This window comes from Streptomyces sp. NPDC086787 (genome assembly GCF_044745865.1).
Classification (GTDB): domain Bacteria; phylum Actinomycetota; class Actinomycetes; order Streptomycetales; family Streptomycetaceae; genus Streptomyces.
The window spans coordinates 197,143-223,171 of record NZ_JBIVBC010000003.1; the positions used below are offsets into that span (position 1 = coordinate 197,143).

Here is a 26,029-nt window from a genome sequence, read left to right on the forward strand (position 1 = left end):
CCCCCTCAGCGTCCCCGGCGCCGCTCCCCTCGGCGTCCCAGGCATCGCCCGCTCCGCGTCCGTTCACCCCACGAACGCGTCGCACACGGCGTCGTACTCCCGGGTCCACCACACCGCCAGCGCGGAGGCGGCCGGGAACTGGGGGTCCGCGCGCGTGTCGCCGCGCTCGTAGTGCCAGCGCAGCATCCAGAAGTCGTTGAGCCGCTCCCACCACACGCGGTGCACGGCCGCCGCCAGCTCGGAGGGGGTGGCGCCCGCGGTGCGCCGGTACGCGCGCGCGTAGGCCCGCACCTTGGGCAGGTCCAGGGTGCCGGCCGGCCGGACGAAGAAGATCGCGGCGGCGCGTACGGCCTCCTCCGCGCGCGGCTGCACGCCGAGCCGGTCCCAGTCGACGATCGCGGCGGGCGCGTCCCCCTTGTAGAGCAGGTTGAAGGGGTGGAAGTCGCCGTGCACCCAGCCGACCGAGCCGCCGCGCGGCGGCCGCCGGTGCGCGTGCCGTTCGAGGAGCGTACGGCGTTCGAGCAGACGGTAGCGGGCCAGTACGTCGAAGGTGTCGGACGGGCGGTGGCGGCTGACGTGGGCCAGCAGGTCGTCGATGAGGGCGAAGGTGTCGGCGGGGTCGGCGCTGCGGACGGGGTGGGGGCTGGTGGCCGGGCGGGTACGGCCCTTGGGCGGCATCACCCGCTCCAGGGCGGCGTGTACGGCGCCGAGCAGCCCGCCGAGCCGTAAGGACTGGTCCTGGGTGAGCTGGCCGCCGTGGCGGTGCCTGCCGTCGATCCAGGGGTGCAGGGCGTAGGCGTGGCCGCCGACGACGGCGACGGTGCGCCCGTCGCGGACGGGGAGCGGCGGGACGACCGGTACGCCCAGGTCGGCCAGGCGCTGGGTGGCCCGGTGCCGGCGTTCGATCGCGGCGGGGTCGGCCGTGTCGGGGTCGGAGTGGTGCTTGAGGAAGTAGCGGCCGCGAGTGGTGCACAGACGGTAGCCGCGGTTGAGCAGACCCTGCTCGACGGGTTCGCAGGTGACCGCGGAACCGGCGGCGTACAGACGGAGCAGAACGCCCAGAGGGGGCGCGTGGGGCACAGCGGGTGGTACACATGAGCGCGGCACGCGCCAGATGTTAGGGCACCGGCCGAGGGCGTGAGCTGGGAGTTGTCACAGGCAGTCGCAATCGGTCACAGTGTGTGCATGATGTGTCCGGGTGGTGGGACACCCTTGACTCGAGGCGGTACTACCCGCTGTTCATCCCGCGCGACGAAGTCGACTCTTCCTTTGAGCCTGGTGGCCGGGATAACGTGCCGTAGCTCCGGCCTCCTGCGAGGCTGTGACCAGCAGCCTTCCCGTCTGCGTCGATTTACTTGGAAATCCAAGCAAAAACGCAGGTCAGGAGGGGTTTCACAGAAATGTGCGGCACTGGGTAACGTGAGGCTCGCAGGGCGCTCGCCGGGGCACCTGTCACGCCTGTTCCCGGCCGAGCGGCACCCACCCCGTGCACGGGTTTAGGAGCAGGTGAGCCGCCTGGCCTACCGGCAACCCCGGGGCCGGATCGACGGAGGAGCACACGTGACCGTGGACAGCAGTGCCGCGAGCAAGCCGCGACGCGGCGCCGCAAGCAGGGCCGGCAGTGCCGGTGCCAAGCGCACCACCCGCACCACCGCGAAGAAGAGCGCCGACACCGAACTGGTGCAGCTGCTGACTCCGGAGGGCAAGCGGGTCAAGAACGCCGAGTACGACGGGTTCGTCGCCGGTCTCACCCCGGACGAGCTGTGCGGTCTGTACCGCGACATGGTGCTCACCCGCCGGTTTGACGCCGAGGCCACCGCGCTGCAGCGTCAGGGCGAGCTGGGCCTGTGGGCGTCGCTGCTCGGCCAGGAGGCCGCCCAGATCGGCTCCGGCCGGGCCACGCGCGAGGACGACTACGTCTTCCCGACCTACCGCGAGCACGGCGTCGCCTGGTGCCGCGGGGTCGACCCGACCAACCTGCTCGGCATGTTCCGGGGTGTGAACAACGGCGGCTGGGACCCGAACGGCAACAACTTCCACCTGTACACGATCGTCATCGGCTCCCAGGCGCTGCACGCCACCGGCTACGCGATGGGCATCACCAAGGACGGCGCGGACTCGGCGGTGATCGCCTACTTCGGCGACGGTGCCTCCAGCCAGGGCGACGTGTCCGAGGCGTTCAACTTCGCCGCGGTCTACAACGCCCCGGTCGTGTTCTTCTGCCAGAACAACCAGTGGGCGATCTCCGAGCCCACCGAGAAGCAGACCCGCGTGCCGCTCTACCAGCGCGCCCAGGGCTTCGGCTTCCCCGGCGTGCGAGTGGACGGCAACGACGTGCTGGCCTGCCTCGCGGTCACCCGCTGGGCGCTGGAGCGCGCCCGCAACGGCGAGGGCCCGACGCTGATCGAGGCGTTCACCTACCGCATGGGCGCGCACACCACCTCCGACGACCCGTCCCGCTACCGCCACGACGACGAGCGGCTCGCCTGGGAGGCCAAGGACCCGATTCTGCGCCTGCGCCGGTTCCTGGAGTCCGCAAACCACGCGGACGAGGGATTCTTCGCGGAACTCGAGGCAGAGAGCGAGGCGTTGGGCAAGCGAGTGCGCGAAGTGGTCCGTGCCATGCCGGACCCGGACACCTTCGCCATCTTCGAGAACGTGTACGCGGACGGGCATGCGCTCGTCGACGAGGAGCGCGCCCAGTTCGCCGCCTACCAGGCGTCGTTCGCGGACGCCGAAGGGGGCAACTGACATGGCCGAGAAGTTGGCACTCGCCAAGGCGATCAACGAGTCGCTGCGCACGGCCCTGGAAGCCGACCCCAAGGTCCTCGTCATGGGCGAGGACGTCGGCAAGCTCGGCGGTGTGTTCCGGGTGACGGACGGCCTCCAGAAGGACTTCGGCGAGGACCGGGTCATCGACACCCCGCTGGCCGAGTCCGGCATCGTCGGCACCGCGATCGGCCTGGCCCTGCGCGGCTACCGCCCGGTGGTGGAGATCCAGTTCGACGGCTTCGTCTTCCCGGCGTACGACCAGATCGTCACCCAGCTCGCCAAGATGCACGCCCGCTCGCTGGGCAAGGTCAAGATGCCCGTCGTCATCCGCATCCCCTACGGCGGCGGCATCGGCGCGGTCGAGCACCACTCGGAGTCCCCGGAGGCCCTGTTCGCACACGTGGCGGGCCTGAAGGTGGTCAGCCCGTCCAACGCGTCGGACGCGTACTGGATGATGCAGCAGGCCATCCAGAGCGACGACCCGGTGATCTACTTCGAGCCCAAGCGGCGCTACTGGGACAAGGGCGAGGTCGACACCGAGGCCATCCCGGGCCCGCTGCACAAGGCCCGTGTGGTCCGCGCGGGCACCGACCTGACCCTCGCCGCCTACGGCCCGATGGTGAAGCTCTGCCAGCAGGTCGCCGACGCGGCCGCCGAGGAGGGCAGAAACCTTGAGGTCCTGGACCTGCGCTCGGTCTCCCCGCTCGACTTCGACACCATCCAGACGTCGGTGGAGAAGACCCGCCGCCTGATCGTGGTCCACGAGGCCCCGGTGTTCTTCGGATCCGGTGGCGAGATCGCCGCCCGCATCACGGAGCGCTGCTTCTACCACCTGGAGGCCCCGGTGCTCCGGGTCGGCGGCTACCACGCCCCGTATCCGCCGGCGCGCCTGGAGGAGGAGTACCTGCCGAACCTGGACCGGGTGCTCGACGCCGTCGACCGTGCCCTGGCGTACTGAGGAGAGGGTCGTGACGACGATGACGGAAGCATCCGTGCGCGAGTTCAAGATGCCCGACGTGGGCGAGGGACTCACCGAGGCCGAGATCCTCAAGTGGTACGTACAGCCGGGCGACACCGTGACCGACGGCCAGGTGGTGTGCGAGGTCGAGACCGCCAAGGCGGCCGTCGAACTCCCCATCCCCTACAACGGCGTGGTCCGCGAACTCCACTTCCCCGAGGGCACCACGGTGGACGTGGGCACGTCGATCATCGCGGTGGACGTGTCCGGTGGCGCGCCCGCCGAGGCGCCCGTCCCGGCACCCGCCGAGCAGCCCGTGGCCGAGCGGACCGAGCCCGCGGCCGAGGAGGAGTCCAAGCCGCAGGGCCGCCAGCCGGTGCTGGTCGGCTACGGCGTGGCCACCTCCTCCACCAAGCGCCGCCCCCGCAAGGGCGCGACCTCCGCGGCGGAGCCGGCAAAGGCCGCCCAGGCCGTCCAGGCCGAGCTGAACGGCCACGGCCACCCCGCCGCGGCCGCCCAGCAGCGCCCGCTGGCCAAGCCCCCGGTGCGCAAGCTCGCCAAGGACCTCGGCGTCGATCTCGCCACGGTGGTCCCGTCCGGCCCGGACGGCATCATCACGCGCGAGGACGTGCACGCGGCTCTCGCTCCCGCGGCTCCCGAGGCGGCCCCCGCCGCGCCCGCCCCCGTGGCGGCCCCGGCGCCGGTCGCGTCGTACGACGGCGCGCGCGAGAGCCGGATCCCGGTCAAGGGTGTCCGCAAGATGACCGCCCAGGCCATGGTCGGCTCCGCGTTCACCGCCCCGCACGTCACGGAGTTCGTGACGGTGGACGTGACGCGCACCATGAAGCTCGTCGAGGAGCTTAAGCAGGACAAGGAGTTCCAGGGGCTGCGGGTCAACCCGCTGCTGCTGATCACCAAGGCCCTGCTGGTCGCCATCAAGCGCAACCCGGACATCAACGCGTCCTGGGACGAGGCGAACCAGGAGATCGTGCTCAAGCGCTACGTCAACCTGGGCATCGCCGCGGCCACCCCGCGCGGCCTGATCGTCCCGAACATCAAGGACGCGCACGACAAGACGCTCCCGCAGCTCGCCGAGGCCCTCGGTGAGCTGGTGTCCACGGCCCGGGAGGGCAAGACCTCCCCGGCCGCGATGCAGGGTGGCACGGTCACGGTCACCAACGTCGGCGTCTTCGGCGTCGACACCGGCACGCCGATCCTCAACCCCGGCGAGTCCGCGATCCTCGCGGTCGGCGCGATCAAGCTCCAGCCCTGGGTCCACAAGGGCAAGGTGAAGCCCCGTCAGGTGACCACCCTGGCCCTGAGCTTCGACCACCGACTGGTCGACGGCGAACTGGGCTCCAAGGTGCTGGCCGACCTGGCGGCGATCCTGGAGCAGCCCAAGCGGCTGATCACCTGGGCGTGAGCCCCGGGCCGGACACGGTCCACAAGCGGGCGGGCCCGTCGCGAACAGCGGCGGGCCCGTTTCGCACCGCGGCGCAGGCGCCGCGCCGGTCCCAACGGTCCGACGCGAACGGGCCCGTCGCTGTCGGCGACGGGCCCGCGTTACCGCTTGGGTGCGGAGGTCAGCCGAGCCTGGCGAAGCCGTAGCTCAGCAGCTTCTTCGCATCAGCCTCGCGCTGGGGGATGGAGGAGGAGGCGAGGACGGTGCCGATCACCGTCTTGCCGCCGCGGGTGGCGGCGAAGACGAGGCAGTACTTCGCCTCGGGGCCGGAGCCGGTCTTCACGCCGATGGTGCCGCTGTAGCTGCTGAGCAGCCCGTTGGTGTTCGTCCACGTCGTCATCGTGCGGGTGCTGCCCGTCCTGGTGACGGTCTTCGCGGTGTACGCCTTCGTCTTGACGACGGCGCGGAACGTGGAGTTCTTCATCGCGCTGCTGGCGATCTTCGTCAGGTCGCGCGGTGTCGAGTAGTTGTGGCCGCTGCCGATGCCGTCGAACGAGTCGAAGTGGGTGTTCCGCAGGCCGAGGCTCGTGGCGGCCGAGTTCATCTTGCCGATGAACGACTTCACGCGCAGGGCGGTTGACGAGCCCGTGCCGAACTTGTCGGCGAGCGCGTAGGCGGCGTCGCAGCCGGACGGCAGCATCAGGCCGTACAGCAGCTGGCGCACGGTGACCTTGTCGCCGACGATCAGGTGCGCCTGGGAGGCGTTGTTCCTGACGACGTAGTCGCTGTACGCCTTCTGGATCGTCACCTTGGCGTCCAGATTGAGGTTCGGCTGCGCGAGCACGACCTTCGCGGTCATGATCTTGGTGGTGGAGCCCGTCGAGAGCCTGGTGTCCGCCGCCTTGCCGTACAGCGAGCCGCCGTTGGCGTTGTTCATCACGTAGCCGCCCTTGGCCACGATCGAAGGCGTGGCCACGGCCTGCGCGGGCGCAGCGGTGAGGGCGCCCGTCGCGAGCATCGCGCCGGAGGTGATGGCTACGGCTGCGGCTCTGCGAAGGCGAATGCCCTTAATGCCGGTATTCAAGTCAAGTACCCCGAAATATGTCGAATGCCCCTGCGATGCGGCCGAGTTGCGGTGGCAATGGGGAGTGGGGCCGCACCGTGTGTGACACCTGCCTAGCACACAAGGTTGTGTCGTTCGTGAGAAAAGTTCGGAGTGGGTCCCGTCCCCGTCCGGATGACGGACGGCCGCCCCCATGCGTACGTCTTGTATCTATCATGTGGCCATGAGCCTGGCCGTGAAACAGCCCCCCGCCGCCGACCGCGTCTACAGCCATGTCAAACAGGGTGTCCTGGACCGTCGTTACGGCGGCGGCACCCTGCTCACCGAGGGCGAGCTGGCCGAGGCCGTCGGCGTCTCCCGCACCCCTGTGCGCGAAGCGCTGCTGCGCCTCGAGGTGGAGGGGCTGATCAGGCTCTACCCGAAGAAGGGCGCCCTGGTGCTGCCCGTCTCCGCACAGGAGATCGCGGACGTCGTGGAGACCCGGCTGCTGGTGGAGGAACACGCGGCCCGCAAGGCCGTACCCGCACCGCCGGGTCTGATCGAGCGGCTGGAGCAACTCCTCGCCCGCCAGCGGGAGCAGGCCGCCGCCGGTGACCTGGCGGGGGCCGCGGTCACCGACCGCTGCTTCCACGCCGAGATCGTGCGCAGCGGCGGCAACGAGATCCTCTCCCGCCTCTACGACCAGCTGCGCGACCGGCAGTTGCGGATGGGCGTCGCCGTGATGCACTCCCACCCCGACCGGATCGCCAAGACCCTCACCGAGCACGAGGAGATCCTCCAGGCGCTGCGCTCCGGTGACGCCGAGGCCGCCGTCGCTGTGGTGCACCGGCATGTGGGCTGGTTCTCCCACCTCGCGCGGGGTGAGGTCCGGTGAGTACGGCGCGGAGCGCGAATCTTCCGGGTGACCCGCCGGGCGGCCGCCGTGCCGTCGCCATGTGGGGCATCGGCGTCTCGGTCTACTTCGTCGCCGTCATCTTCCGCACGTCGCTGGGCGTGGCCGGTCTCGACGCGGCCGACCGCTTCCATGTCAACGCCTCGGCGCTGTCCACGTTCTCCATACTCCAGCTCCTCGTCTACGCGGGCATGCAGATACCCGTGGGCCTGCTGGTCGACCGGCTCGGCACCCAGAAGGTGCTCGCCATGGGGGCCGTGCTGTTCACGATGGGCCAACTGGGCTTCGCGTTCTCCCCGTCGTACGGCACCGCGCTCGCCTCCCGCGCACTGCTCGGCTGCGGCGACGCGATGACGTTCATCAGCGTGCTGCGCCTGGGCACCCGCTGGTTCCCGGTGCGGCGCGGTCCACTGGTCGCGCAACTCGCCGGTCTGGTCGGCATGGCGGGCAACCTGATCTCCACGCTGGTGCTGGCCCGGCTGCTGCACGGCGTCGGCTGGACGCCGGCGTTCGCGGGCAGCGCGCTGGCGGGCGTGGTCGTCCTGGCGCTCGTGCTCCTCTTCCTCAAGGACCACCCCGACGGCTTCGAGCCGGTGCCGCTCCCGCACCAGGGGGCCGCCTACATACGCCGGCAGATAGCCGCCTCCTGGCGGGAGCCGGGGACGCGGCTCGGTCTGTGGGTGCACTTCACCACCCAGTTCCCGGCGATGGTGTTCCTGCTGCTCTGGGGACTGCCGTTCCTGGTCGAGGCGCAGGGGCTCGGCCGGGGCACGGCGGGCGAGCTGCTGACCCTGGTCGTCCTGTCCCACATGGCCTTCGGCCTGGTCTACGGCCAGATCGTGGCCCGGCATCACGCGGCGCGCCTGCCACTGGCGCTCGGCACGGTCGCGGCGACCGCGAGCGTGTGGGCGGCGACGCTGTACGGACCTTCCCAGCGGGCGCCCATGTGGCTGCTGGTGATGCTGTGCGTGGTGCTGGGCGCCTGCGGTCCGGCGTCGATGATCGGCTTCGACTTCGCCCGCCCCGCCAACCCGCCCGAGCGGCAGGGCACCGCCTCCGGCATCACCAACATGGGCGGGTTCGTCGCCTCGATGACGACCCTGTTCGCGATCGGCGTCCTGCTCGACGCGACCGGCGACGACTTCACGGTCGCGTTCTCCGCGGTCTTCGTGCTCCAGCTGTTGGGCGTGAGCCAGATACTGCGCCTGCGCGGCAGGACGGTCCGCCGGGAACGGGAACGGCTGGTCGCCAGCCGGGTGGAGACGGTGCACGTGCCGGCGTGAGTGTGCGCGTGGGTGGCGACGCCGCCCCCGTCCCCGTCCCTACTGGGTCACCGTGAAGTTCCGCAGGACAGCCGTCGCCAGTTCCGGGTCGCCCTCCGTCTTGACGCGGTCGCGGACCGCCTCCGCGGTCACGCGGCCGCAGGCCAGTCGGACGTAGGTCTCCCAGTCCAGGCTGAGCGTGGCGGCGGGGCCCAGGGCGGGGGTGGTCTCCAGGGTGCCGCGGCCCTGGATGTCGACGCGGACGGTGCGCAGGAACTCGACGGGGCCGTAGACGTCGAAGACGACCGCCGAGCTGCGCGGCGCGTGCGCCCCGCCCGCCACGACCTCCGGCAGCTCGGCGAGCAGCACGTCACGGGTGAGGTGCGCGCCGGGGGAGTCGAGGTTGCCCGGTACGCCCAGGGCCGCCCGCAGGTCCTGTTCGTGGACCCAGATGTCGAACGCGCGGGTGCGCATGGCCTCTTCGAGGGTGACCTCGGTGCCGAGCGGTCCGCGCACCTTGTGGCCCGGGTCGCGGGACTCGTTCCGCAGCTGGCGGTTGCGGCGGATGATCGTGTACTCCAGCTCGGACGTCATCTCCGGGGCGGTGTGGTGGCGACGGACGTCGACCTGCATCTCCATGTAACGCTGGTGCTCGTTCGTCACGTGGAACAGGTCGCGCGGCAGGGAGTGGATGGGCCGCGGGTCGCCGAGCATCTCGCAGTCCAGCCCGATGACGTGCGAGACGATGTCGCGGACCGACCAGCCGGGGCACGGCGTCCGCCGGTTCCACTCACCCTCGACGAGCGGCTGCACCAGCGCGGATATCGCTTCGACGGAGTGGGTCCAGGCATCGGCGTAGGGCTGGAGGGTGGGATGCAGACTCACGGAACGGGACCCCTCGGCGGTTGGTACACGGGCAGGTTGTGGCGGCGGTGCCAGCGGGACATGCTGTCGGCGGCGTCTCGAAACTCCCCCGAGCTCTCGGTTCGCTCGAACGGGGGGGTCACCCAAGTTACGCTGCTGTGAGGCACCCCGGCAGTGCTTTCGTGTGACGATCGTAGGCCGGTGTGGACGGCTCGAGTGCCAGGACGGTGGTAGTGTGCGCGCCTCTCTGATCCAGATCGCCGTGGACGAGGGGGAATCGGTCGGCTCCCGGCGGCTGCGGGCCGCGGCCCTCGTACGGGAACAGGCCGGGTCCGACCTGGTCGTACTCCCCGAGCTGTGGACGACGGGCGCCTTCGCCTACGAGGAGTTCGGCACCGAGGCCGAGCCGCTCGAAGGCCCGACCTACGAGGCCATGGCCAAGGCGGCGAGCGACGCGGGCGTCTGGCTGCACGCGGGCTCGATCCCCGAGCGGGACCCCGACGGTCCCCTCTACAACACGTCTCTCGTCTTCTCTCCCTCCGGTGAGCTTGCCGCGGCCTATCGCAAGATCCACCGCTTCGGCTTCGACCAGGGCGAGGCCGTGCTGATGAGCGCCGGGCGCGAGCTGGTGACGGTCCGTCTGCCCGTCACCACCCTGGGCCTGTCCACCTGTTACGACCTCCGTTTCCCCGAACTCTTCCGTGGTCTCGTCGACGCGGGCGCCGAGACCCTGGTCGTCTCGGCGGGCTGGCCCGAGCGGCGGCGCGGGCACTGGACGCTGCTGGCCCGCGCGCGGGCGGTCGAGAACCAGTCGTTCGTACTCGCATGTGGAACGGCCGGTACGCACGCCGGGGTTCCCCAGGCGGGTCACTCGATCGTGGTCGATCCCTGGGGCGAGGTCCTGGCGGAGGCGGGCCCCGGGGAGCAGGTGCTCACGGTGGAGTTCGACCCGGACCGGGTCGCCGCCACCCGCGAACAGTTCCCGGCCCTGAAGGACCGGCTCCTCGGCCTGGACCCGCCACGGCGGAGCCGATAGCCCCGCGAACCGCGCCCCACGTCCGCGCCCCACGTCCGCGCCCCACGCCCTCACAACTCGAACGCGGCCGCCAGAGCCGCCTCCCCCACCCCGGTCAGCGGCTGCTCTGTCCAGATCACCTTGCCCTGTGCCGTGTAGCGGGTGCCCCACCGGTCGGCGAACTGGGCGACCAGGAACAGGCCTCGGCCGCCCTCGTCCTCGGTGGCCGCGCGGCGCAGATGCGGGGCCGTGCTGCTGCCGTCGGACACCTCGCAGATCAGGGCGCGGTCGCGGATCAGACGGACGCGGATCGGGCCGCCCGCGTGCCGGATCGCGTTGGTGACCAGTTCGCTGAGGATCAGTTCGGTCGTGAACGCGACGTCCGTCAGCCCCCAGTTCTCCAGGGTCCGGCTGGCCGCGGCACGGATCCGGCCGACGGCCGACGGGTCGTCCGCGGGCACGTCCCAGACGGCCGTGTGGTCGGCGGCCAGCATCCGGGTCCGGGCCACGACCAGGGCGACGTCGTCGCGCGGCCGCTCCGGCACCAGTGCCTCCAGGACCGCCTTGACGACCGCCTCCGGCGTCCGGTGCGGCTGGTCCAGGGTCTGCCGCAGCAGCTCCAGACCCTCGTCGATGTCGCGCTCGTGGTCCTCGACCAGCCCGTCGGTGTAGAAGACCAGCGAGCTGCCCTCGGCGAGGATCAGCTGGGCCGTCTCGACGGGCAGCCGGCCGCCGAGGCCGAGCGGGGGCCCGCCGGGCACGTCGAGGAACTCCACGGTGCCGTCCGGGTGGACGACAGCGGGTTCCAGATGCCCGGCGCGGGCGAGCGTGCACAGCCCGGTTCCGGGGTCGTAGACGGCGTACAGGCAGGTCGCGCCGGTGACCGGCGGGCCCTCGCTGCCGTCGCTCTCGTCCTCGTCGATACGGGTGACCAGCTGGTCCAGGTGCCACAGCAGCTCGTCCGGCGGGACGTCCAGCGCGGAGAAGTTGTGCACGGCCGTCCGCAGCCGGCCCATCGTGGCCGCCGCGTACAGCCCGTGTCCGACCACGTCGCCCACCACCAGCGCCACCCGGGCGCCGGGCAGCGGGATCACGTCGAACCAGTCCCCGCCGACCCCGCCCGGGGAGGCCTGCGCCGGCAGATAGCCGTAGGCCACGTCCAGGGCGCTCTGGTCGGGCATGGCCCGGGGCAGCAGGCTGCGCTGGAGCGTGACGGCCATGTTGTGCTCGCGGGTGTAGCGGCGGGCGTTGTCGATGCTGACGCCGGCGCGGGCCACCAGCTCCTCCGCGAGGGAGACGTCCTCCGCCTCGAAGGGCGCCCGCGACCCGGCCCGCCAGAAGGTGACCACGCCCATGATCACACCACGCGCGTGCACCGGGGTCGCGAGCATCGAGTGCATCCCGGACGCGAGGATCCTCCGGGCCCGCTCCGGGTCCTGCAGCTGCCATCCGGACATGCCGGGCAGATCCTCGTCGAGAACGGTCTGGCCTTCGCCGAAGCCCGAGGCCTGCGGGGTGGCCGGGTCGAAGCGGATCACCTCGCCGAGTCCGTAGAGCGGGCAGTCGTCGCTCACGCCGCCGAGCGCGACCCGCTGCATGTCGCCGTTGCCCTCCTGCGGCTCGCCGCCGCGCAGCACCGGAACGGCCAGGTCGACGGTGGCGTAGTCCGCGAACCGGGGCACCGCCACCTCCACCAGCTCGCCCGCGGTGCGGGCCACGTCGAGTCCCGTGCCGACCTCCAGCCCGGCGTCGTACAGCAGCCGCAGCCGCTCCTGCGCCTGGTCCGCCCGGCCGGTGAGGGCCCGTAGCTCGGTGGTGTCCCGCAGGGTGGCGACGCTGCCCTGGGCCCCTCCGTCACGCTCCGTCGGCCGCTGGCTGACGGCCAGCAGCCGGCCCCTGGCCAGGTGGATCTCGTCCGTGGCGAACCGCCCCGACGCGAACAGCCGCGCCATGTCACCGGCGATGCCGAGGTCCAGCGCCTTGCGGCCCTCCGCGTCCGCGGGCAGCCCGAGCAGCCGGCGTGCCTCGTCGTTGGCGAGCGCCAGCCTGCCCTGCCCGTCCATGATCAGCACGCCTTCCCGTACGGCGTGCAGGACGGCGTCGTGGTGTTCGTAGATCCGTGTCATCTCGACCGGGGCGAGGCCGTGCGTCTGCTGCCGCAGCCGTCGGCTGATCAGGAAGGTGCCGGCGGTGCCCAGGGCGAGGACCGCGGCGGCCGAGCCGAAGAGCAGCGGCAGCTGGTGCTGTACGACCCCGCTCACCTCGGACACCCGGACCCCGGCGGCGACCAGACCGACGATTCTGCCGTCCGGGGCGCGCACCGGGACGGCGGCGCGCACCGAGGGGCCGAGGCTGCCCGTGTAGGTCTCCTGGACGGTGCCGCCGCGCGCGGCGGGGCCGATGGTGCCCTGGTAGTGCTCACCGATCTGACCAGGGTCGGGGTGCGTGTAGCGGACCCCCTCGGTGCTCATGGCGACGATGAAGTCCACCCCGGACGCCTTGCGGGCCGCCTCGGCGCGCGGCTGGAGCTCCTTGGCCGGGTCGGGGCCGGTCATCGCCTGCGCGATGCCCGGCGAGTGGGCGAAGGTCTCGGCCACCGCGAGGGACCGGTTGCGGGCCTCACGGGTGCTGTCGGTCTGTACCTGGAGTACGACGGCGACGACCGTGGCGACGACAAGGAGCACCACGATCGCCGCCTGAAGGACGAACACCTGCTGGGCGACGGTGCGTGCGCTCAGCACCGAACGCAGGCGGCCGAGGATTCCCGCCATGCATCTTTTCTAACACCGTTCGCTCTTCCCGGCTCAGCCGTGCTCCCGCTCCTTCTCCGCGAGGTGGATCACGCACACCGCCACGGCGATCAGCAGCGCCGGGTCCGCGTCCTCGCGTACGACGTCGACGCCGTACGTCTCCCGGACGTGCAGCCACCGGCGGGAGACGACCGCGAGCAGCTCGCCGTCGTACTCCACGGCGAACTCGCGGTCGAGGATCTTGCCGCCGACATCCAGTTCCGTACCGTCCGCGAGGTGCACGCGGTAGTGGTTGCGAAGAAGTGAGAGCCGCTTGCGCCGAATGGTGGCGAGGGGCTCTCCGGCACGCTCCATCACCATGGTGTCGCGCAGCGCGAACATCTTCTGGTGGATGTCGACGAGCACGCGCCCCCGCGCGTCCTTCAGCTCGAACGTGTCCCGCAGCCGCATCGCCTTGCCGTCGACCAGGAAGACCTTGTCACCGTGCTCGTCCTCGATCCAGTAGTCGTCACCGATGCCGAGGAGCCGGTCGCGTACGAGAAATCTCATGGGATACGGCTTCCCCGGCGCGGGCCGGTCGTCACCCCACGGGATGGCAAGCTTGAACCATGAACGATGCCGCACCCCGCCGCCGTGCCCGTGTCCGTGCCCCCGAGCTGATCGGCAAGGGAGGGTGGCTGAACACCGGCGACAAGCAGTACACGCTCGCCGACCTGCGTGGGCGCATCGTCATCCTGGATTTCTGGACGTTCTGCTGCATCAACTGCCTCCACGTCCTCGACGAGCTCCGGGAGCTGGAGGAGAAGCACCGGGACACGGTGGTGATCGTCGGTGTGCACTCGCCGAAGTTCGTGCACGAGGCCGAGCACCAGGCCGTGATCGACGCGGTGGAGCGGTACGGCGTCGAGCACCCGGTGCTGGACGACCCCGAGCTGGCCACCTGGAAGCAGTACGCCGTGCGTGCCTGGCCGACGCTGGTCGTGATCGACCCCGAGGGGTACGTGGTCGCGCAGCACGCCGGTGAGGGGCACGCGCACGCCATCGAGCGGCTGGTGGCGGAGCTGGAGGCCGAGCACGAGGCGAAGGGCACGCTGCGGCGCGGGGACGGCCCGTATGTGGCGCCGGAGCCCGAGCCGACCATCCTGCGTTTTCCCGGCAAGGCGCTGGCGCTGCCCTCCGGCGGCTTCCTGGTCAGCGACACCACCCGGCACCAGCTGGTGGAGCTGGCGCCGGACGGGGAGACGGTCCTGCGGCGGATCGGCTCCGGCGCGCGCGGCTTCGCCGACGGTACGGCGGAGTCGGCCTCCTTCAACGAGCCGCAGGGTCTCGTCCTGTCGGACGACGGCTCCGTGGTCGTCGCCGACACCGTCAACCACGCCCTGAGGCGGCTGGACCTCGCCACCGGCGAGGTGACCACCCTCGCGGGCACCGGAAAGCAGTGGTGGCAGGGGTCGGCCACCTCGGGCCCGGCCCGGGAAGTGGATCTCTCCTCCCCGTGGGACGTGGCGCTGTTCGGCGGCAGGGTGTGGATCGCCATGGCCGGGGTGCACCAGCTGTGGGTGTACGACCCCGCCGAGGGCACCGTCGCGGTCGCCGCGGGCACCACCAACGAGGGGCTGGTCGACGGACCCGGGGCGGAGGCCTGGTTCGCGCAGCCCTCAGGGCTCGCCGCCACCGCCGACCGGCTGTGGCTGGCCGACTCCGAGACCTCCGCGCTGCGCTGGGTGGACCTGGACGGTCGGGTGCACACCGCGGTCGGCACCGGTCTGTTCGACTTCGGTCACCGCGACGGGCCGGCGGAGCAGGCGCTGCTCCAGCACCCGCTCGGCGTCACCGCGCTGCCGGACGGCTCGGTGGCCGTCTCCGACACCTACAACCACGCCCTGCGCCGCTACGACCCGGCGACCGGTGAGGTCACCACCCTGGCCACGGATCTGCGGGAGCCGAGCGACGCCGTACTGGCCGGCGAGGACATCGTGGTCGTGGAGTCGGCCCGGCACCGGCTGACCCGGCTGCGGCTGCCGGAGGAGGCGGTCCGGGTGGCGTCTGTCGCCCACCGGACCAGGCGGTCGGCCACCGAGGTGGCTCCCGGCCGGCTCCGGCTGGATGTGATCTTCCAGGCTCCCGCGGGGCAGAAGCTCGACACCCGCTACGGCCCCTCGACCCGCCTCCTGGTCTCCGCCACCCCGCCCGAGCTGCTGCTCAAGGGCGAGGGGGCGGACACGGACCTGGCGCGCGAGCTGGAGCTGAACCCCGCCGTGCCGGACGGGGTCCTGCATGTGTCGGCGATGGCCGCGTCCTGCGACGACGACCCCGCCAACGAGTACCCGGCCTGCCACGTCCACCAGCAGGACTGGGGCGTGCCGGTGCGGATCACCGAGGGTGGCGCGGACCGGCTGCCGCTGGTGCTCGCGGGGATGGACGAGGCGGCCGGTCAGACGCCGTAGCCGTCGCTGTAGCCGTCACGGTGGTGGTGGTGTCGTTCCTCTTCGACGACCGTCGACGCGGGCGGCACCACGACGCGCCTGCGGCGGGCGATGCCGGTGTACGTCGTGACGCCGATCAGTCCGACTGCCATCAGAATGACCCCGACCAGGTCGAGGTTGACTCCCTGCATGTGCCAGTCGGTCGCGAACGTGAGGATCGCTCCCGCGGCAATCAGGATTATGCAGCCGCCGAGGCCCATGAGTTGCTCCACTTCTGCCGGGCCGGTCGTTCCGGCCTGGTTCGGCGGGTACCCCGGGCCCCGGCGATCATGCGGACACGGCCTAGTCCGCCAGGAACGCCGTGAGCGCGTTCGCGAGCATGAACGGGTCCTCCGCGCCGCACAGTTCGCGGGCGCTGTGCATCGACAGGATGGCCGTGCCGATGTCGACGGTCCGGATTCCGTGGCGGGCGGCGGTGATCGGTCCGATGGTGGTGCCGCAGGGCATGGCGTTGTTCGACACGAAGGTCTGGAAGGGGACGTCCGCCTTCTCGCAGGCGGCGGCGAACACCGCGCGGCCCGAACCGTCGGTCGCGTAGCGGTTGTTGACGTTCACCTTCAGGATCGGTCCGCCGTTGACCCGGGGGTGGTGCGTCGGGTCGTGCCGTTCCGCGTAGTTGGGGTGGACGGCGTGACCGGTGTCGGAGGACAGGCAGACCGTTCCGGCGAAGGCACGGGCCCGGTCCTCGTACGACCCGCCGCGCGCGAACACGGACCGCTCCAGCACGCCGCCCAGCAGCGGTCCGTCCGCGCCGGTGTCCGACTGGGAGCCGTTCTCCTCGTGGTCGAAGGCGACCAGTACGGGGATGTGGGAGAGCCCCGTGCCGGAGCCGGCCACGGCCGCGAGGGCCGCCGTGCCCGCGTGCACCGACAGCAGGTTGTCCATGCGGGGTCCGGCGACCAGTTCCGCGTCGCGGCCCAGGTAGGCCGGGCGCTCCACCGAGTGGGTCATCAGGTCCCAGCCGGCCACCTCGCCGGCCGGCAGCCCGCACTCCTCCTCCAGGAAGGCGATCAGGTCGCCGTCACGCACCTCGTTGCCGAGGCCCCAGATCGGCTGGAGGTGCCGCTGCTTGTCGAGCTTGAGGCCGTCCGCGGTCACCGAGCGGTCGAGGTGGATGGCCAGTTGCGGCACCCGCAGCAGCGGACGGTCGACGTTGACCAGGCGGGTCGAGCCGTCGCGCAGGGTCAGCCGGCCGGCCAGCCCCAGGTCCCGGTCCAGCCAGGAGTTCAGCAGCGGTCCGCCGTAGATCTCCACGGCGACCTGGCGGAAGCCGTGCGCCCCGGTGTCCGGGCGGGGCTTGACGCGCAGGTTGGGGGAGTCCGTGTGGGCGCCGACGATCCGGAACGGCGTGTGCGGCTCGGCGCCCTCGGGGACGTACCAGGCCACGATCGCGCCGCCGCGCAGCACGAACTTGCCGCCGCTCGTCCCGTCCCATGCCTCGGTCTCCGAGACCTGCCTGAAACCGGCCTTCTCCAGCCGTTCGCCGGCGTTGGCGACGGCGTGGTACGGCGACGGGCTCGCCGCGAGAAAGGTCATCAGGTCGTCGGTGTGGCCGCGGTCGAAGCGGGCTCGTTCGCTCATGGGTTCACCTTAACGACGGGTGAGGGCCCGTTCCCCCCTACCGGGAACGGGCCCTCGACGGATGTTCCGTGCAAACTCCGCGGAAGCGGCGGCTGCTAGAACGCGGCCTCGTCCAGCTCCATGAGGTCCAGGTCGACGTCCTCGGAGATCTTGCGGGCCAGCGTGACGCCGGGCAGGACGTTCGCGGCGAAGAACTTCGCGGCGGCGATCTTGCCGGTGTAGAACGCCTTGTCCTTCGCCGACGCCGTCTCCAGCTTCTCGGCGGCGACCGCGGCGCCCTTGAGCAGCAGGTAGCCGACGACCACGTCGCCGGAGGCGAGCAGCAGGCGGGTGGTGTTCAGGCCAACCTTGTAGATGTTCTTGACGTCCTGCTCGGTGGCCGCGAGGTCGGTCAGCATCAGGCCGACGATCGCCTCGAGCTCGACGGCGGCCTTCGCGAGGTGCTCGCGGGCGCCGGCCAGCTCGTCGCCGCCGGTACCGAGCGCCAGGAACTTCTTGATGTCCTCGGCGAGGGAGTTCAGCGCGGCGCCCTGGTTGCGGACGATCTTCCGGAAGAAGTAGTCCTGGCCCTGGATCGCCGTGGTGCCCTCGTAGAGGGTGTCGATCTTGGCGTCCCGGATGTACTGCTCGATCGGGTACTCCTGGAGGAACCCGGAGCCGCCGAAGGTCTGGAGCGACTGGGCGAGCTGCTCGTAGCCCTTCTCGGAGCCGTAGCCCTTGACGATCGGCAGGAGCAGGTCGTTGAGGGCGTGCTCGGCGGAGGCGTCCTCGCCGTTCGCCGTCTTGATCGCGATCGCGTCCTGGATGGACGCGGTGTACAGGACGAGGGCGCGCATGCCCTCGGCGTACGCCTTCTGCGTGATCAGCGAGCGGCGCACGTCCGGGTGGTGGGTGATGGTGACCTTCGGCGCGGTCTTGTCCATGAACTGCGCGAGGTCCGGGCCCTGGACGCGCTCCTTGGCGTACTCGAGGGCGTTGAGGTAGCCGGTGGAGAGCGTGGAGATCGCCTTCGTGCCGACCATCATGCGGGCGAACTCGATGATGCGGAACATCTGGCGGATGCCGTCGTGCTTGTCGCCGATCAGCCAGCCCTTGGCGGGGTGGCGGTCGCCGAAGGTCATCTCACACGTGTTGGAGGCCTTCAGGCCCATCTTGTGCTCGACGTTGGTGGCGTAGACGCCGTTGCGCTCGCCCAGCTCGCCGGTCTCGAAGTCGAACAGGTACTTCGGGACGAGGAAGAGCGACAGGCCCTTGGTGCCGGGGCCGGCGCCCTCGGGGCGGGCGAGGACGTAGTGGAGGATGTTCTCCTCCATGTCGTGCTCACCGGACGTGATGAAGCGCTTCACGCCCTCGATGTGCCAGGAGCCGTCCTCCTGCTGGATCGCCTTGGTGCGGCCGGCGCCGACGTCCGAACCGGCGTCGGGCTCGGTGAGGACCATGGTGGAGCCCCAGGTCTTCTCCACGGCGATCTGGGCGATCTTCTTCTGGACCTCGTTGCCCTCGTCGAAGAGGATGCCGGCGAACGCCGGGCCGGAGGTGTACATCCAGATGGCCGGGTTCGAGCCGAGGACCAGCTCCGCGTACGACCAGATCAGCGACGGGGGAGCGGTGGTGCCACCGATCTCCTCCGGCACGCCGAGGCGCCAGTACTCGGAGTCCATGAAGGCCTTGTAGCTCTTCTTGAAGGACGCGGGGACCGGCGCGGTGTTCGTCTCGGGGTCGAAGACCGGCGGGTTGCGGTCGGCGTCGGCGAAGGACTCCGCCATCTCGTTCTCCGCGAGGCGCGTCAGCTCCGCGAGGATGCTCTTGGCCGTGTCCGTGTCCATCTCGCCGAACGGGCCGGTGCCGTACAGCTTGTCGCGGCCGAGTACCTCGAACAGGTTGAACTCGATGTCGCGCAGGTTCGACTTGTAGTGCCCCATGGTGCGGCTCCGTATCCGACTCGGCGAGGCACTGTCTCCTCGCAACTGGTTCACGTACCAACAAGTAGCTACGATGATGCTACCCGTCGGTAATAAGAAGCAACCCCCACTGGTCCAAGTGTGAGAAGCCTCTACATACCGGCGCTCGGGAACCGCTGGAGGCCGTTCGCCGCCAGTGGGCCCCTCGGTGTGCCCGCGGTCTCGGTACGCTTGCGCGCATGTATGGATACGGCCAGCCCATGGACGGCGGCGGTGCGCAGCAGCAGTACGCCACGCCGCAGCAGCAGATGGCCGGCGGGCTGGGCGGGTACGGTCAGCAGCCGCCGCTCTATCCGGAGCCCTCGCCGCCCTCGCTCGCGGACGCGGTGCGCGCCTTCACCACCGGTCAGCTGGCCGCCGAGGACTTCCAGCAGGTGTTCGCCACGTCCAAGGTGTACTGCCCGCGCGGTGACAACCCCGGGTTCCTCGCCCTGCACAACACCCAGCAGCCGGTGATCCCCATGTTCACCTCGCTGAAGGAACTGCGCCGGTACGCGGGCAAGGAGTCCAAGTACTTCGTCATCACCGGCTCCGAGGTGATCGACCTGCTGCCGACCGGGTACGGCTTCGTCCTCGACATGGAGGGCGAGCACCGGATGGTCTTCGACGCGAAGGCGGTCGAGCAGATGGTCGACTTCGCGATGCGGCGGATGTACGGCTGACCGCAGCCGGCAGCCGGTCACGGCTGATTCGTGAGGCCCGGAGGGAATGTCCTCCGGGCCTTCTGCGTTGGGGGTGGCAGAAAGTTCAATGCTCAACTAAAGTGGGATCACGAGGAGGTACCGACCATGCCTGCAGTGACTGTCGAGAACCCGCTGACGCTTCCCCGCGTCGCAGCCCCGGCCGACGCCGCCGCCCGTCCCGTGGTGGCCGTGACGACCGCGCCGAGCGGGTACGAGGGGGAGGGATTCCCGGTGCGCCGGGCGTTCGCCGGGATCAACTACCGGCATCTCGACCCGTTCATCATGATGGATCAGATGGGTGAGGTGGACTACGCGCCGGGCGAGCCCAAGGGCACCCCCTGGCATCCGCACCGCGGCTTCGAGACCGTCACCTACATCATCGACGGGATCTTCGACCACCAGGACAGTCAGGGCGGCGGCGGCACCATCACCAACGGCGACACCCAGTGGATGACGGCCGGCTCGGGCCTGCTGCACATCGAGGCCCCGCCGGAGTCGCTCGTCATGTCCGGCGGCCTCTTCCACGGCCTCCAGCTGTGGGTGAACCTCCCGGCCAGGGACAAGATGATGGCCCCCAGGTACCAGGACATCCGCGGCGGCCAGGTCCAGCTGCTCACCTCGCCGGACGGCGGCGCGCTGCTGCGGGTCATCGCCGGTGAGCTGGACGGCCACCAGGGGCCCGGCATCACCCACACACCGATCACCATGGTCCACGCGACACTGGCGCCGGGCGCGGAGATCACACTGCCCTGGCGCGAGGACTTCAACGCCCTCGCCTATGTGCTGGCCGGACGCGGAACCGTCGGCGAGGGCCGCCGTCCCGTCCACCTGGGTCAGACCGCCGTCTTCGGCAAGGGCTCCTCGCTGACCGTCCGCGCGGACGAGAAGCAGGACTCGCACACCCCCGACCTGGAGGTCGTCCTCCTCGGCGGAGAGCCCATCCGCGAGCCGATGGCCCACTACGGCCCCTTCGTGATGAACACCCGCGAGGAGCTCCAGCAGGCGTTCGAGGACTTCCAGAAGGGGCGCCTCGGGACCGTCCCGGCCGTGCACGGGATGACCGAGGGCGGTCTGTAGAAAGGCAGCCACGGGCGTCTCCCCCACAGGGGGCTGACGCCTCGTCACCCGGCCGGGCCGTCCGCACAGGACAGCCCGGCCGGGGCGTGATCGGCTGGGGACGTGCAGCTGCTGCCCGAACCCGTCCGCCGTCTCGCCGCCTGGTGCGCGGTGATCCTGCTCGCCGCCGGGGTGGTGTACGTCGGTATCCGGCTGTGCGTGACCTTCCGTACGGCCGTCACCCCGGTACTGCTCGCCCTGCTGGGCACCGCGCTGCTCGGGCCGCTCCACCGGCGGCTGGTCGACGCCGGGGTGCAGCGCTCGCTGGCCGCGGGGCTCACCTGCGTCGCGGTCGTCGGCGTGGTCGGCGGGGCCGTGTACATCGTGGTGGCCGCGCTGATCGACACCGGGGACCAGATCATCGCCTCGCTGAAGGCGGCGGGACGGTCCGTCGCCAAGCACTTCGGGGCCGCCGGGACCTCGCTGGACGACTTCGCCGCCAACTCCAGGGAACTGCTCGGCAAGTTCGGCGGGACGGCGGCCGCCAATGTCATCAGCGGGGTGAGCGTGGTCGCCGAGAGCATCGCCATGGCGGTACTGGCGCTGCTGCTCGTCTTCTTCTTCCTGCGCGACTCCCACCGGGCCGCCGACGGACTGCGGTCCCTCGCCCCGCGCGGCAGCGCCGACACCGCGGAGGCCATGGCGCGGCGGGCCTTCGAGGCGGTCGAGGGGTTCATGCGCGGCACCACCCTCATCGCGCTGATCGACGCCGTCTGCATCACCATCGGGCTGCTCGTCCTGCGGGTGCCGGGCGCGCCCGGACTCGGGGCGCTCGTCTTCGTCGCCGCCTACATCCCCTACCTCGGCGCCTTCCTGTCCGGCGCGCTGGCGGTACTGGTGGCACTCGCCGACCGGGGTGTGGTGATCGCGCTGTGGGCGCTCGGCGTCGTCGTCGCCGTGCAGGTGCTGGAGGGGCATGTGCTCCAGCCGGTGATCCAGAGCCGGACCGTGCAGATGCATCCGGCGGTGGTGATGCTGGCGATCACGGGCGGGGCGTCCGTCGCGGGCATCGTCGGGATGCTGCTGGCGGTACCACTGACCGCGGCCGCCTTCGGCGTCGTGCACGAACTGCGCACCCGGCACCCCGGGGCCGCCGCCCCGTGACCGGCCCGGTCAGCGTTTCTCGCTCAGCTCGAACCAGATGCTCTTGCCCTCGCCCCGGGGATCCACCCCCCACGACTCGGCGAGCAGCTCGATCAGCATGAGGCCGCGTCCGGAGGAGGCGAGTTCCCCGGGGCGGCGCAGATGCGGGAGGTCGTCGCCGACGTCGGTGACCTCGACCCTCAGCCGCCGTTCTCCGGTCTGCCCGCTGAGTTCGGCGAGCAGCAGTGCGTCGACGTCCGTGTGCACGAGCACGTTGGTGATCATCTCGGAGACCAGCAGCACGGCGGTGTCCACCTGGTCGGGACAGGCCCAGTCGTGCAGCAGCTCGCGCAGTTGCTGCCGGGCCGCCGAGATCCGCTCCGGCTCGTCCTGCGCCACCGACAGCACGGTCCGCCGGATCACGGACCGCATGAGCGTCGACTCGCCCTGGCCGTCCCCCGCCCCCGGCCGGGACAGCAGCAGAACGGCTATGTCGTCCTCCCGGCGGTCGGCGAGCGGGCCCGGGGTCTGGTGGGAGGGCGGCCCGTGCACGCCCTGCACCAGCGCGTCCGCGAGGGACTCCAGGTCCCCCTCGTGGCCCTCCAGGATCGTGCGGATGCGCTGCCAGCCGCTCTCCATGTCATGGCCGCCGGTCTCGAACAGACCGTCGGTGCAGATCATCATGGTCTCGCCGGGCTCCAGCGTGATGCGGGTGGTCGGGTAGTCGGCCTCCGGGTCGATGCCCAGGGGCAGCCCGCCCGCGGTCGGCCGCAGCAGCACCGTTCCGTCGGCCATGCGGATCGCAGGGTCGGGGTGCCCGGCACGGGCGATCTCCAGAACGGCGGAGACCGGGTCGGCCTCCACATACAGACAGGTGGCGAAGCGTGGGTCGGCGTCGGCGGCATCGTCGTCGTCGGATTCGGTGATGCCGTGCAGAAAGCGGGAGGCGCGGGCGAGTACCGCGTCCGGGCGGTGGCCCTCGGCGGCATAGGCGCGCAACGCGATCCGCAGCTGGCCCATCAGTCCGGCCGCCCGTACGTCGTGGCCCTGGACGTCACCGATGACCAGCGCGAACCTGCCGTTGGGCAGCGGGATCATGTCGTACCAGTCGCCGCCGACCTGGAGTCCGCCGCCGGTCGGGATGTAGCGGGCGGCCACGCTCATCCCGGGGATCTCCTCGGGGCCCAGGCTCGGCAGCATGGAGCGCTGGAGCCCGTCGGTCAGCTCCCGTGCGGTCTCGGCCGCGGAGGCCCGGGACAGGGCCTGCGCCAGCATCCGGGCCACCGTCGTCAGCACCGAGCGCTCGTCCGGGGTGAAGGAGACCGGGTAGGCGAAGGCGGCCAGCCAGGCGCCGATCGTGCGACCGCCCACGGTCAGCGGCAGGAACGCCCAGGAGTGCCGGCCGAAGTGCCGGGCGAGCGGCCAGGTCACCGGGTAGCGGGAGCGGTACTGCTCGGGGGAGGACAGATAGACGGCACGGCCGGTACGGACCACCTCCGTGGCGGGATAGTCCGTCGTCAGCGGCATGTCGGTGAACGGCGTCATGTCGTCCGACTGCTGTCCGTGATGGCCGATGATCGTCAGCCGGTCGCCCGAGATTCCGAAGACGGCCAGCCCGTCCGGCGAGAATCCCGGCATCGACAGCCCCGCCGCCACCCGCAGCACCTCCGCGGTCGACCGAGCCTCGGCCAGCGCCCGCCCCGCGTCCAGCAGGAACGCCTCGCGGGAGCGGCGCCAGTCGCCGATGACCGGAGAGCGGGCGGTGCCCGGTGTGGGCTCGGTGACCTCCTGGAGGGTGCCCGTCACCTGGTACACGCGCTTCTTGCGGTCGTACACCGGCCGAAAGCGGCTGCGCACGGTACGGATGATGCGGCCCTGGTCGTCCATGATCCGCAGCCGTACCTCGGCCAGCGTGCCCTCCTCGGAGGACAGGCGAATAATGCTGGCGTTCTCGTTCCAGTCCACGGGATGAAAGCGCGCACGGGTGCGGGCCTCGGTGATCGTGGTCGCCTCGGCCGGAAACCCGAGCAGCCGGGCGGTCTCCGCGTCGAGCGTGACCATCCCGGTGGCGGTGTCCCAGTACCACAGCCCGACCCCGAGGGAGGCCAGGACGTCCTCCACGGCGGGCGGTGGCTCGCCAGTGCGCATTGCCCCACTTTAAGAAGATGTGAACGACTCATGCCACCGCTGCCCGGCCCCCTATTGGGGGGAGGCGGGCCATGGCTGCCCGGTACGCTGGTCGTGTTTCACGTGAAACAACGCGAAACAAGCTGCACCAAGCTGCACCAACCGGCATCAAGGTGCTCCAAGACCGAGTCACACACCCCGATCAGCGAAGACTGGATGAACGACGATGCATCGGTACAGGTCCCACACCTGCGGCGAGCTCCGCTCCTCTGACGTCGGCTCCGACGTCCGCCTGAGTGGCTGGCTGCACAATCGGCGCGACCTGGGCGGCATCCTCTTCATCGATCTGCGCGACCACTACGGCATCACGCAGCTCGTCGCCCGTCCCGGCACCCCCGCCTACGAGGCCCTGGACAAGCTGTCCAAGGAGACGGTGGTCCGCGTCGACGGCAAGGCCGTCTCGCGAGGCACCGAGAACGTGAACGCGGAGCTGCCGACCGGCGAGATCGAGATCGAGGTGGGCGAGGTCGAGGTGCTCGGCGTCGCCGGCCCGCTCCCCTTCACCATCAACGCCGAGGATGGCGTGAACGAGGAGCGGCGCCTGGAGTACCGCTTCCTGGACCTGCGCCGCGAGCGCATGCACCGCAACATCATGCTGCGTACGGCGGTGATCTCCGCGATCCGCCACAAGATGACCGCGCTCGGCTTCAACGAGATGGCGACGCCGATCCTGTCCGCCACCTCCCCCGAGGGCGCCCGCGACTTCGTCGTGCCCTCCCGTCTGAACCCGGGCCGGTTCTACGCCCTTCCGCAGGCACCCCAGCAGTTCAAGCAGCTGCTGATGATCTCCGGCTTCGACCGCTACTTCCAGATCGCGCCCTGCTTCCGCGACGAGGACGCGCGCGCGGACCGCTCGCCGGGCGAGTTCTACCAGCTCGACGTCGAGATGAGCTTTGTCGAGCAGGAGGACGTCTTCCAGCCGATCGAGAAGCTCATGACGGAGATCTTCGAGGAGTTCGGCGGGGGCCGTCATGTCACCTCCCCGTTCCCGCGGATCCCGTTCCGCGAGGCGATGCTGAAGTACGGCTCCGACAAGCCGGACCTGCGCGCCAAGCTGGAGCTGGCCGACATCACCGACATCTTCGAGGGCTCGGAGTTCAAGGCCTTCGCGGGCAAGCACGTGCGTGCCCTGCCGGTGCCGGATGTCGCTGGGCAGCCCCGCAAGTTCTTCGACCAGCTCGGCGAGTTCGCGCAGTCGCTCGGCGCGCAGGGCCTGGCCTGGGTCCGTGTCGCCGAGGACGGCTCGCTGTCCGGCCCGATCGCGAAGTTCCTGACCGAGGAGAACGTCGCCGAGCTGACCAAGCGCCTCTCCCTGGCGGCGGGTCACGCGGTGTTCTTCGGCGCGGGCGAGTTCGACGAGGTCTCGAAGATCATGGGCGGGGTGCGGGTCGAGGCCGCCAAGCGCGCCGGGCAGTTCGAGGAGGGCGTCTTCCGCTTCTGCTGGATCGTCGACTTCCCGATGTACGAGAAGGACGAGGAGACCGGCGCGATCGACTTCTCGCACAACCCGTTCTCCATGCCGCAGGGCGGTCTGGAGGCCCTGCAGACCCAGGACCCGCTGGACATCCTGGGCTGGCAGTACGACATCGTCTGCAACGGCGTCGAGCTGTCCTCGGGCGCGATCCGGAACCACGAGCCCGAGATCATGCTCAAGGCCTTCGAGATCGCCGGCTACGACCGCGACACCGTCGAGGAGAAGTTCGCGGGCATGCTCCGCGCCTTCCGCTTCGGCGCCCCGCCGCACGGCGGCATCGCCCCGGGCGTCGACCGCATCGTGATGCTCCTCGCCGACGAGCCGAACATCCGCGAGACCATCGCCTTCCCGCTCAACGGCAACGCCCAGGACCTGATGATGGGCGCGCCGACGGAGCTGGAGGAGGCCCGGCTGAAGGAACTGCACCTGACGGTGCGCAAGCCGCAGCCGAAGTAGTCCTGAAGTAGTCCTTCGGAGTTC

The 26,029-nt window shown here is 70.8% G+C and carries 20 protein-coding genes; 11 read left to right on the forward strand and 9 right to left on the reverse strand.

All coding sequences use genetic code 11. The annotated features are described in order from the left end of the window. Positions 1-63 precede the first annotated feature (63 nt). Positions 64-1,080 (reverse strand): phosphotransferase, encoded by a 1,017-nt coding sequence (locus tag ACIPK3_RS10505; RefSeq protein ID WP_402568145.1) that lies wholly within the window; start codon positions 1,078-1,080, stop codon positions 64-66. A 480-nt stretch (positions 1,081-1,560) separates the two neighbouring features. On the opposite strand from ACIPK3_RS10505, the gene pdhA reads away from it, so the two are divergent. From pdhA to ACIPK3_RS10520, 3 genes are read left to right on the forward strand one after another with little or no spacing between them, the layout of a single operon-like run. Beyond that, positions 1,561-2,751 (forward strand): pyruvate dehydrogenase (acetyl-transferring) E1 component subunit alpha, encoded by a 1,191-nt coding sequence (pdhA, locus tag ACIPK3_RS10510; RefSeq protein ID WP_402568147.1) that lies wholly within the window; start codon positions 1,561-1,563, stop codon positions 2,749-2,751. 1 nt (position 2,752) lies between these two features. Further along, a complete protein-coding gene (locus tag ACIPK3_RS10515; protein WP_402568149.1) occupies positions 2,753-3,730 on the forward strand; it encodes an alpha-ketoacid dehydrogenase subunit beta in 978 nt (325 codons plus the stop codon). 10 nt (positions 3,731-3,740) lie between these two features. Beyond that, positions 3,741-5,153, forward strand: a complete 1,413-nt coding sequence (locus ACIPK3_RS10520; protein ID WP_402568151.1) for a dihydrolipoamide acetyltransferase family protein — start codon at positions 3,741-3,743, stop codon at positions 5,151-5,153. Positions 5,154-5,313: 160 nt separating this feature from the next. Here ACIPK3_RS10520 and ACIPK3_RS10525 read toward each other — a convergent pair whose 3' ends face one another. Next, a complete protein-coding gene (locus tag ACIPK3_RS10525) occupies positions 5,314-6,216 on the reverse strand; it encodes a D-alanyl-D-alanine carboxypeptidase family protein (protein ID WP_402568153.1) in 903 nt (300 codons plus the stop codon). 202 nt (positions 6,217-6,418) lie between these two features. On the opposite strand from ACIPK3_RS10525, the gene ACIPK3_RS10530 reads away from it, so the two are divergent. Together ACIPK3_RS10530 and ACIPK3_RS10535 are read left to right on the forward strand one after the other, a co-directional pair. Next, positions 6,419-7,069, forward strand: coding sequence for a GntR family transcriptional regulator (locus tag ACIPK3_RS10530; protein ID WP_402568155.1), 651 nt, complete (start codon positions 6,419-6,421; stop codon positions 7,067-7,069). 59 nt (positions 7,070-7,128) lie between these two features. Next, complete coding sequence (locus ACIPK3_RS10535) at positions 7,129-8,370, forward strand: nitrate/nitrite transporter (protein WP_402568659.1); 1,242 nt, start codon at positions 7,129-7,131, stop codon at positions 8,368-8,370. A 39-nt stretch (positions 8,371-8,409) separates the two neighbouring features. On the opposite strand, the gene ACIPK3_RS10540 is transcribed toward ACIPK3_RS10535, so the two are convergent. Further along, on the reverse strand, positions 8,410-9,234 hold the full coding sequence (locus tag ACIPK3_RS10540; RefSeq protein WP_402568157.1) for a maleylpyruvate isomerase family mycothiol-dependent enzyme: 825 nt from the start codon (positions 9,232-9,234) through the stop codon (positions 8,410-8,412). A 214-nt stretch (positions 9,235-9,448) separates the two neighbouring features. Between ACIPK3_RS10540 and ACIPK3_RS10545 the strand changes: the two genes are divergently transcribed. Continuing rightward, positions 9,449-10,249, forward strand: a complete 801-nt coding sequence (locus ACIPK3_RS10545; protein ID WP_402568158.1) for a carbon-nitrogen family hydrolase — start codon at positions 9,449-9,451, stop codon at positions 10,247-10,249. Between the two features lie 50 nt (positions 10,250-10,299). Here the strand turns inward: ACIPK3_RS10545 and ACIPK3_RS10550 are convergent, their stop codons facing one another. Further along, complete coding sequence (locus ACIPK3_RS10550; RefSeq protein WP_402568159.1) at positions 10,300-12,999, reverse strand: SpoIIE family protein phosphatase; 2,700 nt, start codon at positions 12,997-12,999, stop codon at positions 10,300-10,302. A gap of 33 nt (positions 13,000-13,032) precedes the next feature. Next, complete coding sequence (locus ACIPK3_RS10555; protein ID WP_402568161.1) at positions 13,033-13,527, reverse strand: LURP-one-related/scramblase family protein; 495 nt, start codon at positions 13,525-13,527, stop codon at positions 13,033-13,035. 59 nt (positions 13,528-13,586) lie between these two features. Here ACIPK3_RS10555 and ACIPK3_RS10560 point away from each other — a divergent pair, with 59 nt between their 5' ends. After that, the gene (locus ACIPK3_RS10560; RefSeq protein ID WP_402568163.1) at positions 13,587-15,425 is read left to right on the forward strand and encodes an NHL domain-containing thioredoxin family protein; all 1,839 of its coding nucleotides are present in this window, start codon (positions 13,587-13,589) and stop codon (positions 15,423-15,425) included. Here the strand turns inward: ACIPK3_RS10560 and ACIPK3_RS10565 are convergent. The 3 genes from ACIPK3_RS10565 to ACIPK3_RS10575 all read right to left on the reverse strand — a co-directional run bounded on the left by ACIPK3_RS10565 (position 15,413) and on the right by ACIPK3_RS10575 (position 18,967). Further along, positions 15,413-15,664, reverse strand: a complete 252-nt coding sequence (locus tag ACIPK3_RS10565; RefSeq protein ID WP_402568165.1) for a DUF6458 family protein — start codon at positions 15,662-15,664, stop codon at positions 15,413-15,415. The two genes, ACIPK3_RS10560 and ACIPK3_RS10565, sit on opposite strands and share 13 nt — an antisense overlap. An 82-nt stretch (positions 15,665-15,746) precedes the next feature. Next, the gene (locus ACIPK3_RS10570) at positions 15,747-17,045 is read right to left on the reverse strand and encodes a M18 family aminopeptidase (RefSeq protein ID WP_402568167.1); all 1,299 of its coding nucleotides are present in this window, start codon (positions 17,043-17,045) and stop codon (positions 15,747-15,749) included. Between the two features lie 95 nt (positions 17,046-17,140). Beyond that, positions 17,141-18,967 (reverse strand): acyl-CoA dehydrogenase, encoded by a 1,827-nt coding sequence (locus tag ACIPK3_RS10575; protein WP_402568168.1) that lies wholly within the window; start codon positions 18,965-18,967, stop codon positions 17,141-17,143. A gap of 218 nt (positions 18,968-19,185) precedes the next feature. Here ACIPK3_RS10575 and ACIPK3_RS10580 point away from each other — a divergent pair, with 218 nt between their 5' ends. From ACIPK3_RS10580 to ACIPK3_RS10590, 3 genes are all read left to right on the forward strand, one after another. Continuing rightward, entirely contained in the window at positions 19,186-19,668 is a 483-nt protein-coding gene (locus ACIPK3_RS10580) for an SseB family protein (RefSeq protein WP_402568170.1), read from the forward strand. Positions 19,669-19,794: 126 nt separating this feature from the next. Next, positions 19,795-20,766 carry a pirin family protein gene (locus ACIPK3_RS10585; RefSeq protein WP_402568172.1) on the forward strand — a complete coding sequence of 324 codons (972 nt, stop codon included), beginning with the start codon at positions 19,795-19,797 and terminating at the stop codon, positions 20,764-20,766. Positions 20,767-20,868: 102 nt separating this feature from the next. Next, positions 20,869-21,909 (forward strand): AI-2E family transporter, encoded by a 1,041-nt coding sequence (locus ACIPK3_RS10590; RefSeq protein WP_402568174.1) that lies wholly within the window; start codon positions 20,869-20,871, stop codon positions 21,907-21,909. Between the two features lie 9 nt (positions 21,910-21,918). On the opposite strand, the gene ACIPK3_RS10595 is transcribed toward ACIPK3_RS10590, so the two are convergent. Further along, on the reverse strand, positions 21,919-24,036 hold the full coding sequence (locus ACIPK3_RS10595) for a SpoIIE family protein phosphatase (RefSeq protein WP_402568175.1): 2,118 nt from the start codon (positions 24,034-24,036) through the stop codon (positions 21,919-21,921). 205 nt (positions 24,037-24,241) lie between these two features. Between ACIPK3_RS10595 and aspS the strand changes: the two genes are divergently transcribed. Next, positions 24,242-26,005 carry an aspartate--tRNA ligase gene (gene aspS, locus ACIPK3_RS10600; RefSeq protein WP_402568176.1) on the forward strand — a complete coding sequence of 588 codons (1,764 nt, stop codon included), beginning with the start codon at positions 24,242-24,244 and terminating at the stop codon, positions 26,003-26,005. Positions 26,006-26,029 lie beyond the last annotated feature (24 nt).